Annotated in this window: 19 protein-coding genes; 8 read left to right on the top strand and 11 right to left on the bottom strand. The window is 66.3% G+C overall.

Annotation, left to right across the window (positions count from 1 at the left end; genetic code table 11):
* Positions 1-17: 17 nt before the first annotated feature.
* Positions 18-875 carry an alpha/beta fold hydrolase gene (locus OG300_RS37120; protein WP_405489248.1) on the bottom strand — a complete coding sequence of 286 codons (858 nt, stop codon included), beginning with the start codon at positions 873-875 and terminating at the stop codon, positions 18-20.
* Positions 876-1,009: 134 nt separating this feature from the next.
* Between OG300_RS37120 and OG300_RS37115 the strand changes: the two genes are divergently transcribed.
* The 4 genes from OG300_RS37115 (at position 1,010) to OG300_RS37100 (ending at position 3,312) form a co-directional block, all read left to right on the top strand.
* Positions 1,010-1,420 carry an SRPBCC family protein gene (locus OG300_RS37115; RefSeq protein ID WP_405489246.1) on the top strand — a complete coding sequence of 137 codons (411 nt, stop codon included), beginning with the start codon at positions 1,010-1,012 and terminating at the stop codon, positions 1,418-1,420.
* Between the two features lie 32 nt (positions 1,421-1,452).
* On the top strand, positions 1,453-2,256 hold the full coding sequence (locus tag OG300_RS37110) for a HEAT repeat domain-containing protein (protein ID WP_405489244.1): 804 nt from the start codon (positions 1,453-1,455) through the stop codon (positions 2,254-2,256).
* Positions 2,257-2,418: 162 nt separating this feature from the next.
* Positions 2,419-2,847, top strand: coding sequence for an alternative ribosome rescue aminoacyl-tRNA hydrolase ArfB (arfB, locus tag OG300_RS37105; RefSeq protein WP_405489242.1), 429 nt, complete (start codon positions 2,419-2,421; stop codon positions 2,845-2,847).
* Between the two features lie 126 nt (positions 2,848-2,973).
* Entirely contained in the window at positions 2,974-3,312 is a 339-nt protein-coding gene (locus OG300_RS37100) for a hypothetical protein (protein ID WP_405489240.1), read from the top strand.
* Between the two features lie 34 nt (positions 3,313-3,346).
* Here the strand turns inward: OG300_RS37100 and OG300_RS37095 are convergent, their stop codons facing one another.
* The 3 genes from OG300_RS37095 to OG300_RS37085 all read right to left on the bottom strand — a co-directional run bounded on the left by OG300_RS37095 (position 3,347) and on the right by OG300_RS37085 (position 4,996).
* Positions 3,347-3,724 (bottom strand): 4-oxalocrotonate tautomerase, encoded by a 378-nt coding sequence (locus OG300_RS37095; protein ID WP_405489238.1) that lies wholly within the window; start codon positions 3,722-3,724, stop codon positions 3,347-3,349.
* A 1-nt stretch (position 3,725) separates the two neighbouring features.
* Entirely contained in the window at positions 3,726-4,190 is a 465-nt protein-coding gene (locus tag OG300_RS37090) for a hypothetical protein (protein WP_405489236.1), read from the bottom strand.
* 179 nt (positions 4,191-4,369) lie between these two features.
* The gene (locus OG300_RS37085; protein ID WP_405498819.1) at positions 4,370-4,996 is read right to left on the bottom strand and encodes a winged helix-turn-helix transcriptional regulator; all 627 of its coding nucleotides are present in this window, start codon (positions 4,994-4,996) and stop codon (positions 4,370-4,372) included.
* A gap of 82 nt (positions 4,997-5,078) precedes the next feature.
* On the opposite strand from OG300_RS37085, the gene OG300_RS37080 reads away from it, so the two are divergent.
* Positions 5,079-5,960: an alpha/beta fold hydrolase gene (locus OG300_RS37080; RefSeq protein ID WP_405489234.1), complete on the top strand. Its 882-nt coding sequence runs from the start codon at positions 5,079-5,081 to the stop codon at positions 5,958-5,960.
* Between the two features lie 5 nt (positions 5,961-5,965).
* Here the strand turns inward: OG300_RS37080 and OG300_RS37075 are convergent, their stop codons facing one another.
* Complete coding sequence (locus tag OG300_RS37075) at positions 5,966-6,391, bottom strand: hypothetical protein (protein ID WP_405489232.1); 426 nt, start codon at positions 6,389-6,391, stop codon at positions 5,966-5,968.
* 176 nt (positions 6,392-6,567) lie between these two features.
* On the opposite strand from OG300_RS37075, the gene OG300_RS37070 reads away from it, so the two are divergent.
* On the top strand, positions 6,568-7,368 hold the full coding sequence (locus tag OG300_RS37070) for a maleylpyruvate isomerase family mycothiol-dependent enzyme (RefSeq protein ID WP_405489230.1): 801 nt from the start codon (positions 6,568-6,570) through the stop codon (positions 7,366-7,368).
* Between the two features lie 119 nt (positions 7,369-7,487).
* Positions 7,488-7,802, top strand: coding sequence for a hypothetical protein (locus OG300_RS37065; RefSeq protein WP_405489228.1), 315 nt, complete (start codon positions 7,488-7,490; stop codon positions 7,800-7,802).
* A gap of 55 nt (positions 7,803-7,857) precedes the next feature.
* Here the strand turns inward: OG300_RS37065 and OG300_RS37060 are convergent, their stop codons facing one another.
* Together OG300_RS37060 and OG300_RS37055 are read right to left on the bottom strand one after the other, a co-directional pair.
* Positions 7,858-8,610: a helix-turn-helix domain-containing protein gene (locus OG300_RS37060; RefSeq protein WP_405489226.1), complete on the bottom strand. Its 753-nt coding sequence runs from the start codon at positions 8,608-8,610 to the stop codon at positions 7,858-7,860.
* Between the two features lie 19 nt (positions 8,611-8,629).
* Complete coding sequence (locus OG300_RS37055; protein WP_405489224.1) at positions 8,630-8,995, bottom strand: DUF4345 domain-containing protein; 366 nt, start codon at positions 8,993-8,995, stop codon at positions 8,630-8,632.
* A gap of 219 nt (positions 8,996-9,214) precedes the next feature.
* On the opposite strand from OG300_RS37055, the gene OG300_RS37050 reads away from it, so the two are divergent.
* Entirely contained in the window at positions 9,215-9,637 is a 423-nt protein-coding gene (locus tag OG300_RS37050) for a hypothetical protein (protein ID WP_405489222.1), read from the top strand.
* Between the two features lie 45 nt (positions 9,638-9,682).
* Here OG300_RS37050 and OG300_RS37045 read toward each other — a convergent pair whose 3' ends face one another.
* From OG300_RS37045 to OG300_RS37030, 4 genes are all read right to left on the bottom strand, one after another.
* Entirely contained in the window at positions 9,683-11,230 is a 1,548-nt protein-coding gene (locus OG300_RS37045; protein ID WP_405489220.1) for an amidase, read from the bottom strand.
* Between the two features lie 366 nt (positions 11,231-11,596).
* The gene (locus OG300_RS37040; protein WP_405489218.1) at positions 11,597-11,959 is read right to left on the bottom strand and encodes a hypothetical protein; all 363 of its coding nucleotides are present in this window, start codon (positions 11,957-11,959) and stop codon (positions 11,597-11,599) included.
* An 832-nt stretch (positions 11,960-12,791) separates the two neighbouring features.
* Positions 12,792-13,400: a TetR/AcrR family transcriptional regulator gene (locus tag OG300_RS37035; RefSeq protein WP_405489216.1), complete on the bottom strand. Its 609-nt coding sequence runs from the start codon at positions 13,398-13,400 to the stop codon at positions 12,792-12,794.
* Between the two features lie 60 nt (positions 13,401-13,460).
* Positions 13,461-14,666, bottom strand: coding sequence for an FAD-dependent monooxygenase (locus OG300_RS37030; protein WP_405489214.1), 1,206 nt, complete (start codon positions 14,664-14,666; stop codon positions 13,461-13,463).
* Positions 14,667-14,801 lie beyond the last annotated feature (135 nt).

Genomic DNA, 14,801 nt, shown 5'->3' with positions numbered 1-14,801 from the left:
ATGCAAGCCCGAAACGGTCAGAGGGCGAGCATGTGGGTCGCGGCCAGGTCGGCCGCGGTGGGTCGCAGTACGGTGCCCATGCCGTCGAGGACCAGTAGTCGTGCGCCGGGGATTTCGGCGGCGAGGGCTTCGCCGTTGCCGAGCGGGAAGAACGGGTCGGTGCGGCCGTGGATTACGAGGGTGGGCAGGTCTAGTTCGGTGAGCCGCTCGCGCCAGCGTGGGGTGCAGTCGATGCGGGAGAACACGATTCCGATCTGATTGGCCTGGTGCACAACGGGATCGGTGGATGGGGTGCGGTCCCAGATGCGGGCTGCGGTCGTGCGCGCCTGGTCCGGATCGTTGCCCATCGGCTCGGCGCCCGAGGCGGCGAACGCTGCGACGGCCTCGCGGTCGGTCCAGTCCGGGAACGGGCGCGAGAACAGCGCACCCATGAGGGCGGGGTCGTGGTCCGGCAGATCGTCGTCGACCGGACCCGGCGCTACCGGCCGGGTGCCGACAAGGGTGAGTGCGGAGAACACGCCCGGATGATCCAGTGCCGCAACCTGAGCCACCATCCCGCCCACGCCGACTCCCGCGAGCTGGGCACTTCCGGCATCGAGCGCCTCGACCAGCGCGGCCGCGTCGGCAGCGAGATCCCGCAGGTCGTACTCCGGATTCAACGGATCGACGGTCGTCGACGCACCGCAGTCGCGCAGGTCGTAGCGAACCACCCGCCGCCCGCCCGCCGCGAGCCGCTCACACAGCGCGTCGGGCCAGGACAGCATCGTCGTACCGCCGACCAGCAGGATCAGCGGATCGTCCGCGCCGCCGAAACTCTCGATGCCGAGATCCATCCCGTTCACCCGGATCGAGGTCGTGCCGAACGATCGCGCCATGCCGAAGCTCCTGCCTGTCGGGATATCCGTAGATACCGACGACGCATCCACCCGAAACTCATCGGTGCCGCGCACACCGGAGTTCCGGATACTCTGACGAGGTTGTGAGCTGAACAGAGGAGAGCTTCGCCCCCATGGCCTCGATTCGCCAAGAAGTCGTTATACACGCTGCACCGCAACATATTTGGGATGTCATCCGCGATGTCGGCGCCGTTCATGAGCGCCTGCTGCCCGGCCGGGTAACCGCCACCCGCGTCGAGGGAACCGCTCGATTTCTGACCTTCCCGGACGGCCATGTGATCCAGGAGCTGCTCATCACCATCGACGAGGACTCGCGACGCCTGGCCTATTCCGTCGTCGCGGGCGCCCGGCCCGCCCTGGACTACCACCACGCCTCCTTCGAGGTGCACGCCGAGGGCGAGCACGGCCGACTGATCTGGACCACCGACGTCCTGCCCGACACCGCCGCCCCCGAGATCCGCATCCGCACGCAGGTCGGCATCGCCGAAATGAAGATGAACATCGAAGCCGCCAGCGGGCGCTGAGGAGCAAGATCACCGCCAGGTACCGTTGGGCGGTGAACCCAGCTGACGCACGAAGCCTCAAGGATGGCGGCCTCGAGACCCGCAAGGAGAACCTGCGGCTGCTGCTCGTGCGGGCCGGCGACGGCGACGCCTCCGCCCAGGAGGCCTTGCGAGCGCTCGTTCGCGACTACCCGGACTACCACCGCACGCTCTACAGCCTGGCGTTGAACCGAGCCGAGGTCTTCGGTGACGACAGCCTGAAGGCCCCGCTACTCGCGTCGCTGGCCGACACCCGATACAACTGCCAGGCGTGGGCGGCCATGGGTTGCGCGGCACTCGGCTTCCGCGAGGCGGTCCCGGGCTTGCTCGCGATGCTGAACCACTCGCAGGAGATGGCCCGGGAGCAGGCCGTGATCGCGCTCGGTGAACTCGGCGACGAATCGGTCGTCCCGGCGCTCATCCCGGTGCTGCAGGATCCGATCTCGGGCATGCGCGAACGTGCGGCGGAGTCCCTCGGCATGATCGGCGGCGACGAGGCCCTGACGGCCCTGTGGGACGAGTTCGACAACCGCCGCTACTACCGCATCGGCTATATCGCCAGCGCACTGTCCACCTTCACCCCCGATGTCATCCCGAGGCTGCTCGAAGCGGCCGAGCGCACCGACCCGGACCAGCGCTACTGGGCGGCTGTCGCACTCGGTTCGACAGGCGACGATCGTGCCGTTCCGACGCTGGAGCGACTGATGGCGAACGACCGGGGCGCAACGGTTTTCGACGGAATGGTGAGCGTCGCCGCGAAGAAGGGCCTGCGCACGCTACGCAGAATTCAGGCCGCGATCGCAGCCAGAGAGTCCTGAAAGCTGTTGCGGTAGAACGTTGAACAGCGGTCGCGCCACCAGAACCCGAGCCACGCTCCCGACCAAGGTCGCAACTACCGTGAACAATAGGGTCACCATTCGGTCGGAGCCAGTCCGATGCGGCCGAATCGACTCGCGAACCGGAAAGAGCGGCGGCAGATCATGGCAGAGGACCTGACCGTGACTCGGACGCTGGTCATTCCCGCATCCGAGCTACACGAGCGGTTCTCACGCTCGTCCGGCCCCGGCGGCCAGCACGTGAACACCACCGACAGCCGGGTAGAGCTGTCCTTCGACCTGGCCAACTCCCCCTCCATCCCGGAGCACCTACGCACCCGAATGCTCGAGCGCCTGGCCTCCCGCCTGGTCAACGGCGTACTGACAATCGCCGCCTCCGAGCAACGCGCCCAAATCCAAAACCGCGCATCCGCCCGCGACCGCCTTGCCACCCTCCTACGCGAAGCCGCAGCCGCCCCATCGCCAACCCGCCGCCCCACCAAGCCCTCCCGCGGCTCGAAGGAACGCCGCATAGCCGCGAAGAAGCGCCGCGGCGCAACCAAACGCAACCGCCGCGCCTCCCCCGACGACTAGCGCAAACACCTCATCGAGGGCTCATCGGAGTCGGTCGCTCCGAAGATCGCTGTTGATCCACGGGCCTGACGGTGAGATCGTCTGGCAAGCAAGATATTCCAGCATTGCCGAGAGGAATCGAACACGATGACAGAATCGTTGCCGGCAACTGCCGTCGTCCGCGTCGGACGAGTCACCTTTGATCCGAGCCTGTACGACGCGGTTGCCGCCGCGGACAAGAAAACCTCGGAATACCTGATCCCGGCAATCCAGGCGCTGCCGGGCCTTCTGCACTGGTATGCAGCCGTCTCCCCTGAAGGCTCGCTCTCCCAGGTGAGCATTTGGGACTCCGAAGAGCATGCGTCGCAGATGGACGAGCTGAAGGAGATGAGAGTCAGAGCGCGCGACGACCTCCGGGCAGTAGGCGTGACGTTCACAGCAGAGACCGCGAAATACGCCAATTACCCGATCACTTGGGCCATCTGACCTGAGTAGAGATGGGCGCACCTACGTCCGTTGATCAGGGCTGACGCCAGTTGTCTTCCTCGCCGGGTTCGGGGAGGACAACGCCGCCCTCCATGATCCAGCTGGCGGCGAATTCGATCAGCGCGACCTCGACGGCCGAGTGTCGGAGCTCGGCCGCTGCGGCGATGGCTTCCCGCAGCGAATGTTCGAGGCGGGCGAAGAGGTCCGCGTCGCGATTGCCGCCGCCGCGCACTCCGGCGATCACCGACAGCTCGACATCGGCGCGCACGGGGTGGCCGTGGAGGAACACCACGCTGACGAATTCTGGTGGTGCGCCGGTGATTTCGCAGTGGGTTGCGGTGATGGCTTCGACAATGGGTTGGTGCGCAACGGCTTCGGATCTGGCACGGCAGGCGACGTTGTAGAGCGGCATGTCAGCTCCAGTTCTGGTTCGCGGCGATGGCGAGGCGGCCGCGCGTGAGCCGGGACGTGGCCAGGCGGGCGACGGTGCGGAGGAGGAACAGGGGGCGGGCGGTGGGGCGAATGCGGTCACGGTTGAGGGCGAGGTAGCGATCGAACAGCGCGGTGTCGACGAGGGCGAGCATGAGTTCGTCTGGCCCAGCGCCGGTGAGGGTGTTCCATGCCTCGCTCATCGCACGCATCGCCTGTTCGCGGCGGGCGGCGTCGAGACCGTCGTCGGTCTCGGCCAGCACCCAGGACATCGTCGATGGACGGTTCTCGGTGTAGGACTGCCCCGGCGGAATCTCGCACCACACCACAACCGTGCGGTCGGTGGTTCCCAGCGTCTGCCGGAAAGCACCGACCAACACACGTTCCGCGGCTCGGCACTGCGACGCGGTCAGACTGCCCTGCTGGATCGTGCACAGTATTCGACGCACGCTGCTCCTTACCGCCCACGACCGGGGTGACCTCGATATAGCTGATGGGACCCTAGTACACCAATCGGTTTACTACAAGCGTGCGTGAGCGGGAAAGATGTGCTGCGCGAACGCGACCGGATCAGCATCCAGCCCAGTTCTGGATGGGGCCGGCAACCTGAACAGCCGGACCTGGCCCGTCAGGCGGCGAAGACGGCGCGGACGAGGGACTCGTCGCCGTCGATCTCGACCAGCCCGAGAGAACGCGCATCGCTGAGAGTGATTGCGCCAGCGGCGAGTCCGAGAACATAGGCGGGCTCAGCGCGCACGACACCGTCGAGGGTGCCGCCATCATGCGAGCCGACTTCGAATCCAGCGGGCGTGGCGCGGAGTTCGAGGAACGGGCCACCGATCTCGAGGCCGATGGTCGCCGACGGGCGAACCTCGACGCGGGTGCCGAGCAGAGCCGGTACGGCGAGGGTGAGCCATTCGGGGCGGAAAGAGTCGCCCTCCGGGCCGCGGACCATCAATGGGGTGGACCAGCGGATCAAGCTCTCGATCGGCTGGCGCAGTTCCGCACCCCACGGCGTGAGGGCGTACTCGACCACGTTGCCCGCGCCCGCTAGTCGCCGCTCGATGACACCGGATGTCTCCAGGTCGCGCAGCCGATCGGCGAGCAGATTGGTCGCGATGCCGGGCAGACCGTCGATCAGGTCCCGGTAGCGGGCGGGGGCGACGAGAAGCTGCCGGACGATGAGCAGATTCCACCGGTCGCCGACGACCTCGAGGGACCGGGCGAGCCCGCAGTACTGGCCGTAGCTACGCATCATTTCCTACTATCGATTGATAATCTAAAGTACACTTGAGATTCTCAATTGTACCTCGATGCCGAATCCGGAGGGGTCAACCATGGCCGAGACCACCAGCAGCGTGCGGCCCGACTGGGTCGACGACGCCCTGTTCCCTTTCGAAAGCCACTTCGTCGAAATCGACGGGCACAGCGTGCATTACGTCGACGAGGGCTCGGGCCCGACACTGCTTCTCCTGCACGGCAACCCGACCTGGTCGTTCCTCTGGCGCGACGCGATCAGCGCATTGCGCGCCGACTTCCGTTGCGTTGCAATGGATTACCCGGGCTTCGGCCTGTCGACGGCGAAGCCCGGCTACCGCTACCTGCCCAAGGAGCACGCCGACGTGGTGGGCAAGTTCGTCGACACGCTCGGCCTCGAGGGAGTCACGCTGGTCGGCCAGGACTGGGGCGGGCTGATCGGCCTGGCGGTCGCACAGCAACGCTCAGGCGTCTTCGATCGGCTGGTACTCATCAACACCTGGGCGTGGCCGGTCAACGGCGACCTTCACTTCGAGGCCTTCGCACGCATAGTCGGTGGACCCCCGATGCGCTTCCTGGTCCGCCGGTTCAACCTGCTCGTCAAGGCGTTCATCCCCATCGGCCACCACCGGCGCAAGCCCACCGACGCCGAAATGACCCACTACCGCCGAGCCCTCGACACCCCCGACCGCCGCCAGGCCTGCGCCGTACTCCCGGGCCAGGTCATCGCCAGCCGAGCCTTCTTCGCTGACATCGAATCCAGCCTCCCCGACCTCGCCCACCTGCCCACACTGATCATCTGGGGCGACGCCGACATCGCCTTCCGCCCCCAGGAACGCGAACGGTTGGAAGCAACGTTCCCCGACCACAAAACGGTGATCGTCGAAGGCGCGGGCATCTACGTGGAATCCGACGCCCCCGAGGAATTCGTCGCCGCGTTCCGCGACTGGGTCGCGCCGTAGCGCAATTACGAGCCCCAGTAGACCGTCCAGGCCCCGTCGACATCTTCTTCGATGCCTTCGAAGAAGATGTGATGCACATCCATACCACCGAACCATTCCGACTGCTGGCGCGTGCGCCGCTCGGTTTCAGCAACAGCCGCCACCAGGTCACGCACGGTGAACCACTTGCCGTTCGGTGCCTGGTGCGCAACGGGTTCACCCAAACTTCGTAGGTTCAGCGCGGCCGACTCTAGAACTACCTGATCCAACTCATCAACAGTCAGTTCCCGAAAGTTGCCGTCCCGCAACACCTGCGGAGTGAACGAGACCTCAACGATCTCCGCGGTCGCTGTGGCCCGCTGATTCGAGAGGTTGCCCGCGATATCTTCCGTGGCCTCGGTCAGCTCGATCGACAACTTCCCGGACAACCTGTTGAAAAACTCCAGCGACATGAGCGGATCGTGGCATGGCACACCGACATAGCCGAAGCCACCAGCCGAATGCCTGCCGGAGGCCGTGTTTGCGTCGACATGGGCACCCGCGGATGAGAGATTGTTGCGACACCGATGAATTCGACCGGCGGGCACAGTCGTATCCAGTGCAACCAACCGATGGAAAGGGCAACCCGATGACCGAGCTGAACGCCGAACACGCCAGGCGAGCGATCGTCGAGCACACCCGGCAGCTGGCCGAATCGGCCGCCGCGGCCGGACCTGACGCCGCCGTGCCGACGGCACCCAACTGGACCGTCCGTGATCTGGTCGAACATGTGGGCCAAACCCAGCACTGGGTCGCGGAGAGCATCGAGCGGCGCATCACCGATCCCATGCAACTGCCCACGCAGATGGCCGTGCTCCCCGCCGATCCGGGCGAATGGCAGGCGTGGCTGTCGAATTCCGCGCAACGGGTAGCGAGCGCGTGCTCCGACGACGCGCTCGACGCTCCGGTGTTCAACCCCGCCGGGGACGCGCGGTCCGGGACTCGCTTCTGGCTGGCCAGCGTCCTCAACGAGTCGGTCGTGCACGGCTTCGATGCCGCCAACGCGGCGAAGCGGGATTCCGGCGTCGATCCCGATATCGCCGCCACGCTCATCAGCAACCACTTCGCGATGCTCACCTCCCCCAATTGGGCTATGCAGCGCTCCGAGTCGGCCCGTGCCCTCAGCGGCACCGGCCAGCGGCTGCAGTGGCTGGCCACCGATATCACCGGCGATGCGGGCGCATGGTTCGTGCAACGACAGCCTGACGGGGCGACGTGGCAGCCCGGAACCCAGCCCGCCGACGTGACGGTGAGCGGCCCGGCACGATCCCTGCTGCTGATCTTGACCCGGCGCCTCCCACTCACCGACCACGACGCCGACCTCAGCATCGAGGGCGACACCGGCCTCGCCCAGCATTGGCTCGACAACACCGCCCACGTCAGCGGCTGACCGAGCCCTACGCCGAACACCACGCTGCTGCAACAGTTTTCCGTGGCGACGACGCTCTGCATCTGAGCGAACTCGCGCGAGCCAGCTGAGCGAAGAAATTCGTCAGTACGCTCGAGGGCATGGGTGGGGACTTGTTGTTTCTGATCGCGACCATCGGTCCGTTGACGCTGTTGGGGTGGGCCGCGGTTCGGGCGAAGCACCGCGGGCTCGGGGGGTCGTTCGTCGGGCCGTTTCAAGAGATGTTCGATCCGGGTGCGGCGCGAGCGCAGATCGTCGTCCAGGAAATGGCGGAACTGCCGGATCCTGGCGACTCCGGCGACCCGGACGACGACGAACTACCGAATATCGTGGTGTACAAGGGGATTCGGCTCTACATCAACCCGGATAAAGCTCGGCGTCGTCGAGGTGGCGGAACGGCCAAGAGAGCTGGGTGAGCACCACCTGGCCGGCTGGGGCGGGAAGCGCTGCGTCGCCGACGATCTCGTGGCGCTATCGACGTACGACGATCGTGGTTCCCTGGGAGAGCAGACTTGTGGCGGTGAGGCCGAACATCGCGTGGAAGGTATCGCTGAAGTGGCTGGGGGACGCGAATCCGGCGCGGATGGCCGCCGTGGTGAGGTCGCTGCCGTCGGCGACGGCTGCGGCGACCGACAGCATTCGTGACCACAGCCGGTAGCGCCGGAAGCTGGTCCCGGCGGTCGCTGTAAAGAGGTGCAGGAAGCGCGAAGTCGACAGATCGACTGCCGCCGCGAGCTGGTCGGCACCGAGTTCCGCCGCAGGGTCGGCGAGGATCATCTCCATTGCGTGCCGAATGCGATCGTCGTCAGCACCGGACCCGTTGTCGCCGAACAGGATGCGATCCAGCTGTTCGGGACCCACACCGTGGCGCAGGGCGGTCAGCAACTCATCCTCGGCGCGGTGCGTCGATGCGATCACCGTCGACCGATCGCGCATCGCGGCGCGCAGGTGTTCGGTGTGTACCGATCGAGGGTCGACGTAGACGAACAACATGCGCCCGGCACCGGCATCGATCCGGTGCCGGGTTCGTGGCGGAATCAGCACGCTGCGCTGTTGTCGCGCAACAAGATCCGGCGTCGTGACAATGAACGGGGCATCGACTCCGAGCGCGAGGCAGTGCACCGATGTCGAGTGCATATCCAAGTGGAACGACGGACCCAGATATGCGGCGTGACCGGCCCACAGCCACACCGTCCGGGCGGTGTCGGGCAACAGGGCGGTCATAGCCGTCATGGTCGCACGGTCACGCGACGGCCAGGACGACCGCAGCCCCGATCGCTTCGACGAGGCAGTAGAACCAGATCGGATAGAACGCGGTAGCGGTATCGACCAGCCGCGACAGCACGCGCCCGGCCGCCATACCCGCCAACGCCACACCGACCGTCACCGCGGCCCCACTGCGCATGTCGTCGACACCGGACGCCGACCACCACAGCACTCCCGCGATCGCCAACCCGAAGCCGCCATAAACTGCACGGATCTCCGAGCGACTCACCGCGTCCTGCACCGCAATGCCGAACGGTCGCGCCAGTGCGGCAGGCACCGCCAACGCGTAGATCCCCATGCCCGCGAAGAACATTCCCACCGCGGCCAGGACAGCGGTCCTCATCGCTCCCCCACCAGGACGAGCAACGCTGGCCCGCAATGTCGAATCCGCATGCTCCTCCTCGGTTTCAGGTTCACCGCGATCCTGCCCCGAGACTGAAGCCTCGCGCTTCCGAAAACCTGCTGTCGATCTACCAACAGTTCCGCGTCATCGTCAGCGCTGCCGTACACATCTCCACCTTGCGGTGCTGAGCGCGACTCGGCTCGTGGAACAATCACCGGCGTGCAGAGTTCGATCGAAGTCGATGGCGTTGGCCGACTGTCACACCTGGGCCGCTCGAAGCACTGGACCGGTCGACTGCAACTGGCCGGTGTCGACGAGCCGGTCGAGCTTTCCGTCGCGGGCACGCCGGATGGCCCAACCGCAGCGCAGGTCGAAGCCATAGTCGCCTTGGTGGCGCATTCGTCCACGCTGCGGCGGGACGCCGAAGCCGGGCTGGCCGACCTACTGGTCGAAGCGGAGATGCCGCCGAGCTCGGTGTGGAAGGTGTTCGACTTCGCCGAAATAGAAGTGCCGCACGAGACTTACGATCCGAGCGCGATTCACGTTCTGGTCGGACTGGAGCACGTGGACTATCCCGACGAATTTCGCCCGGCGATCGATGTCGTGAACGGTGTTGTGGTGCAGGTTCTTTCGGGCACCTGAAGACGATCCGCCCAGGCCCCCTCGCCCCGGGCGGACGCCGTGCTCCTACTTCGGCGCCTCGAAGCCGCCGATCTTCTCCTCCAACAGTTCAGCCAGCCGCAACGGAGTGCGGTCCTCGAACATCGGTCCGATCAGCTGCACTCCCACCGGCAGGGCTTCGGGAGACCGGCAGGTGGGGATGGCGGTAGCAGGCAGGCCGGGCATGGTCGCCACACCGGCCCAGACGAGCTGGTCGAAATACGGGTACGGGACCCCGTCGATGTCGAGCCTGCGTTCCAGCACATCCGGGTTGTGGTCATGCGGGAAAGCGGGAGTCGGCGTGATCGGGCACACCACGACGTCGAATTCGGCGAACAGCTGACGCCACCCGTGGCGGTGCAGCTCGCGCCGGTTGTTCGCCTCGATCCAGTCGCGGTGGGTGAACACCATTGCGCGTAGCTGCGCGGCGGCGAGAGTCCGATCGTCCGCGCCCAGTGCGGCGGCGCGGGTCTGCAGCTCCGCGTAGGCCTCGACGGGAAAACGCGCAACGGATCCCGAGAACAGGAACTGCATGTAAAGCAGTGCGGCTTCGGCCAAGTCGGGCAGCAGCGAACTGTGCCGTTCGACGCGGGCACCGCCGTCGACCAGCGCCTCGGCCACCCGGTTCACACCCGCGCGGACCGCGGATCCGGTTGGGATGAACGGATGTTCGTCGAGCACCAGCACCCGGAAGTCGGAGAGCCGCTCATGGCGCGCGGGCGGCAAGGTCACGTTGTATGCCATCCCGTGCGTCAGTGGATCCGGTCCGGCCATGACGTCGAGCAGCAGGCTGAGGTCGCGCGCGGTCCGCGCCATCGGCCCGACAACGGCGAGGTCGAGATCGACCGGCAATGCCGGTGCGGGCGGCGCGACCATCCCCCGGGTCGCCGCCAGCCCGACGGTCGGCTTATGTGCGTAGATCCCGCAGAAATGCGCAGGGGTGCGCAGAGATCCGGCGAGATCGGACCCGATGGACAATGCCCCGAACCCGGAAGCCAGCGCCGCCGCCGACCCACCGGAGGATCCCCCCGACGTGCGCCCATGATCCCACGGATTGTTGGTCGTCCCGTAGATCTCGTTGAAGCTCTGGATGTCCTGCAACCCCACGGGCACATTGGTCTTCCCGAGCACCACCGCACCGGCACCCACGAGCCGCGACACCTGCACCGCGTCCTCGGTCGGCACATAACCCCTCTGCTCCGGCATCCCCCAGGTAGTCGGCAACCCCGCGACGTCATAGGACTCCTTGACCGTCACCGGAATCCCGAGCAACGGCCGATCCTCCCCACCCGCGAGCGCCTGGTCGGCCCGGATCGCGGCCGCCCGTGCCCGGTCGAAATCCCGCACACAGATCGCATTGATCGCCTTGTCCTCACCCTCGATCCGAGCGATCGCGTCATCGGTGAGTTCCACCGACGTCACCTCACCGGCACGCAACGCGACTGAAAGTTCTTCGGCCGAAACATAATTCCACTCCATGAATCCGACGGTATTGGCAGGCCGCGCAAGACATAAAATGCTATTTCGCACAACGGGGAGTTCGAACGGACCACTTTCATCGGAGAAATCAGACACCTGATCCGTCCTGAAAGGTGCCTCACCCCAGGTCACAGCTTCGACAGGCCATTTATTCGATTCACACCGGCCATGAAAAGCCGGTCCGCACAACAGGATAGACATCTCAGTATTCGTCATGATCTCAGCGCCCGCTCACATGGACGAGGCTCGGGCAACCTACTTGCAGAGATCGGCCCGCACTCGATCCACCGCAGATCACGAATCTGGCGATTCTTCCCTGTGGTTGCGCTGGTTGACCTCGGGTGCGTCACGGCCCTGGCGTACAGGGCACGGTATCGACGACTACACAGCTCTCATCCCCAAGTGAATGTCGTTGCGGTAGTTCGTCTACCGGCCGGGGCAACGCCAGGACCGACTGCTCTGTCAATTCGTGAGGGCAACATCCCGGCCGTTGAATACCGCCTTGGTCACCTGCGGGGCAGGCCCGCCATCGGGGGCGCTGACGGTGAAGTCGAGAACGAAGTCGGTGTCGGCGGCGATATTCGGGTTGGAGTCCGCGCTGGTGATGACGACGCTCTGGGGGTATCCCAGTACTGCGTCGGCGGAGGCCGCGGTGAGCAATTCGAATTCGGTGAGCTGCCGGGAAGGCACGAAACGAACGTGGCCGTCGGGCACGTCGATGTGGGAGATCGTGCTGGAGAAGTTGAGCGTCACCGACCATCCGTGAACGGCTTGGTCGGTGTGGACGGTGAGGGCGGCCTTGTAGCTCGAGAGCACTAGCGGCATGCGATTCTCCTCGTGCGTTGGAATGCCGACTCGGCCGGGTCAGGCAAATCGGCTCGCGCACAAGGCTATCGGTAGCTGCCATGTCATAGACAATCTCGGAGAAGAGAGGACCCGCACTGTCCGGTGCGTCCCGATTCAGTTCTCCGAGTACGGTGGCCGGAAGTCGCCGGAGCGCCGAACAACGTCGAGAACGACGCTCTGGAATCGCCATCCCCGCGCCGTTCGAATCGTTGTGCCACCGAGTATTCCACCCGCATCACCTGTGCATGGAACTCGTCCAGACCCAGCCATCCGTACTCCGCTCCTCGTCCTGGGTCAGCTGAAGATCGAACGTCTACGACGCCGCCCTCATGGCGTGAGAACGAGCGTCCAGCTGGGCGCGAAATCGTTCACGGTCGTTGTCCACACGGGTGTTCAATGAGCCACCCAGCGGAGCTTGGCTAGATAGTTGCCGAAAATGTCACGATGCCGCGGCCCGGGAAGGACTCCTGACGGTTCGTGCCGCCGAATACTCGCGTTCGTGCCGTACTGGCCCTCCGGCATGCGTTGCAGCCGTTGCTGTTTCACACTTTGAGGTGCCGACGTCTCCCTGGCGTCGGCGTCGGCCCGCCGGTGTGATGGCTGCCGAGACTCGGGCAACGCGTGGACTCCTGCACCCTCGTCGCCGGTGGCGGAACGCAGACTCCGCACTCCGGTGACGGCACGCGGCCGAGGATCGCGCGCCAGGAACACGGCGGGGCCGATGTGGCCCGGACGCCTCCGCGCGTCCGGGCCACGCCAGGCAAGATCGAAACAGGTGAATAACCGCCCGCCGCAGCGCCTTTGCAGACCCTCACGAATCGCTGGGCGTGGTGCGGGCTGGATCGAATGCGCCGAGGGTGGTCCTGATGAAGTCGGTGAGGCGGTCGGTCGGGTAGCGGTCGGGGTCTGCGAGGGTGAGGCGGATGAGTTGTTCGCCGACCGCCAGCAGCGATACCGCCAGCAGTTCCACGTCGTAGTCGTCGATGCCCGGTTGGTGTTCGCGCCCCCACGCCAGCAGCGCGCGCAGGTTGGACAGGGCGAACTCGTGGGTGTCGGCGATGTGGGCGTGGACTTCCGGCGGTGCTTCGTCGGCGTTCAGGTTCAACAGCCGCCACGGTCCCGGATTGGTGGCGACCGCGTGCAGCAGGCTGGTGGCGGCCGCTTCGAGGGTCGTCGCGACGTCGGTGTCGGCGGTGAACTCGGGCATCGCGATGTCGAGGGCGGCCACCGCGCGTTGCTGCTCGCGTTCGAGCAGGGCCAGCAGCAGCGGGCCCCGGCCCGGGTATGCGGCGTACACCCGCGGTTTGGCCAGGTTCGCCTCGCGGGCAATGGCTTCCATCGTCGCGGCGGTGTACCCGTCACGGAGCACCAGGCGCAGCGCGGCATCGAGGACATGTTCGCGGCGGTGTTCGATCGCCATGCGGGGTTGGCGTGTTCGCGGTGGTTCGGGCGGGGTCGGCACCGGTCTACGGTATTGGGTTCAGTAGAAGTCCAGGCTGCCCAGTGGCGGCATGCCCAGTTGTGTCGGACCGTTGGCCAGCCATGCGCCGGCGGGCCAGCAGACCGGTGCGAGCCGGGCGGCCAGTGCGCGTTTGCGGTGCATTCCGGCTTCGGACGCGCGCATGATCCGCAGGGCGCGGGAGGACACGTCGCGGTTGCGCAGTCCCCATTCTCGGCGCTTGCGGGCACAGCGCTCGATCAGCTCCCGGGCACGGACGGGCGTCGCCGCGGCGAGGGCATCGGCGATCGCGGTGGCCGCATCGGTGGCGTCCAGCACCCCCGAGTTCAGACCGCGTCCGCCCCAGGGCGCGAACAGGTGGGCGGCCTCACCGGCGAGCAGCACCCGGTGGTGGGTGTCGGTGTAGGAGTCTGCGACGACCTGATGGAACCGGTAGGTCGAGACCCAGGTGACATGGTCGCCGTACCACGGGTCCACGACCCGAGAGGTCCAGTCGCGGATGCCTTCCGGGCTCGACAGGTAGTCCGCGTCGTCGGTCGGTGCGCATTGCAGGTCGATGCGCATGCCGCCCTTGAACGGCATGTGCATGACGTTGCGGCCGTCGAGTCCCGGTGTGCGGTAGCGGAACATCGCCGACATCGCCGGTGTGGAGCCGTCGGGCGCGTCCTCGACATCGACGATGATGAAGGGGGCGTCGTCGGTGTGACCCTGCATCGTCGCGCCGATCTCCCGACGGACCCGAGAGCGCGCGCCGTCCGCGCCGATAACGTATGCGACGTCCAGTGTTTCACCGGTTTCGAAGGCGATCCCGACGCCGTCGCCGCGCGTCTGGATCCCGGTTACCGCTGTGCCCCAACGGAACTCGACACCGCTGTCGATGCAGGCCTGGTAAAGGTAGGTCTCGGTGACCTTTTGCGGCAGACTGGTTGCCAACGCGGGCATCGGCGCGATCCGGCCGAGCACATTTTCGCCGGTGCGGTAGTGGAAGACCCGGCGATTCTCGTAGTACGCGTCGTATCCGCGCACACCCAGCCCGGCCGCCGAGATCTCGCGTCCCAGCCCCGGCAGTACCGAATCGAACCGCCGCAGCGTCGGGTATGCCAGCACGATCGCCCGGCTCCCCGGCCGGACCCGATCCCGCGGCTCCGCCTCGAGCACCACCACCGGCACGCCGCGCCGGGCCAATCCCAGCGCGGCGATCAACCCCACCGGCCCCGCACCGACCACGGCGCATAGCTCCGTCGAACCAGACGCTGAATGCTGCGACATGCTCTGTCCCACCTGCCCTCGGGGATACCAACCATAAGTACGGTACCGTAACTACGCTTCCGTAGCTATGACTTTCGGTAGCCATGGCTGGAG

The organism is Nocardia sp. NBC_00511 (genome assembly GCF_045161165.1).
Lineage (GTDB): Bacteria > Actinomycetota > Actinomycetes > Mycobacteriales > Mycobacteriaceae > Nocardia.
The sequence above is the reverse complement of the archived record's forward strand: the minus strand, read 5'-3'. Positions and strand labels throughout refer to the sequence as shown.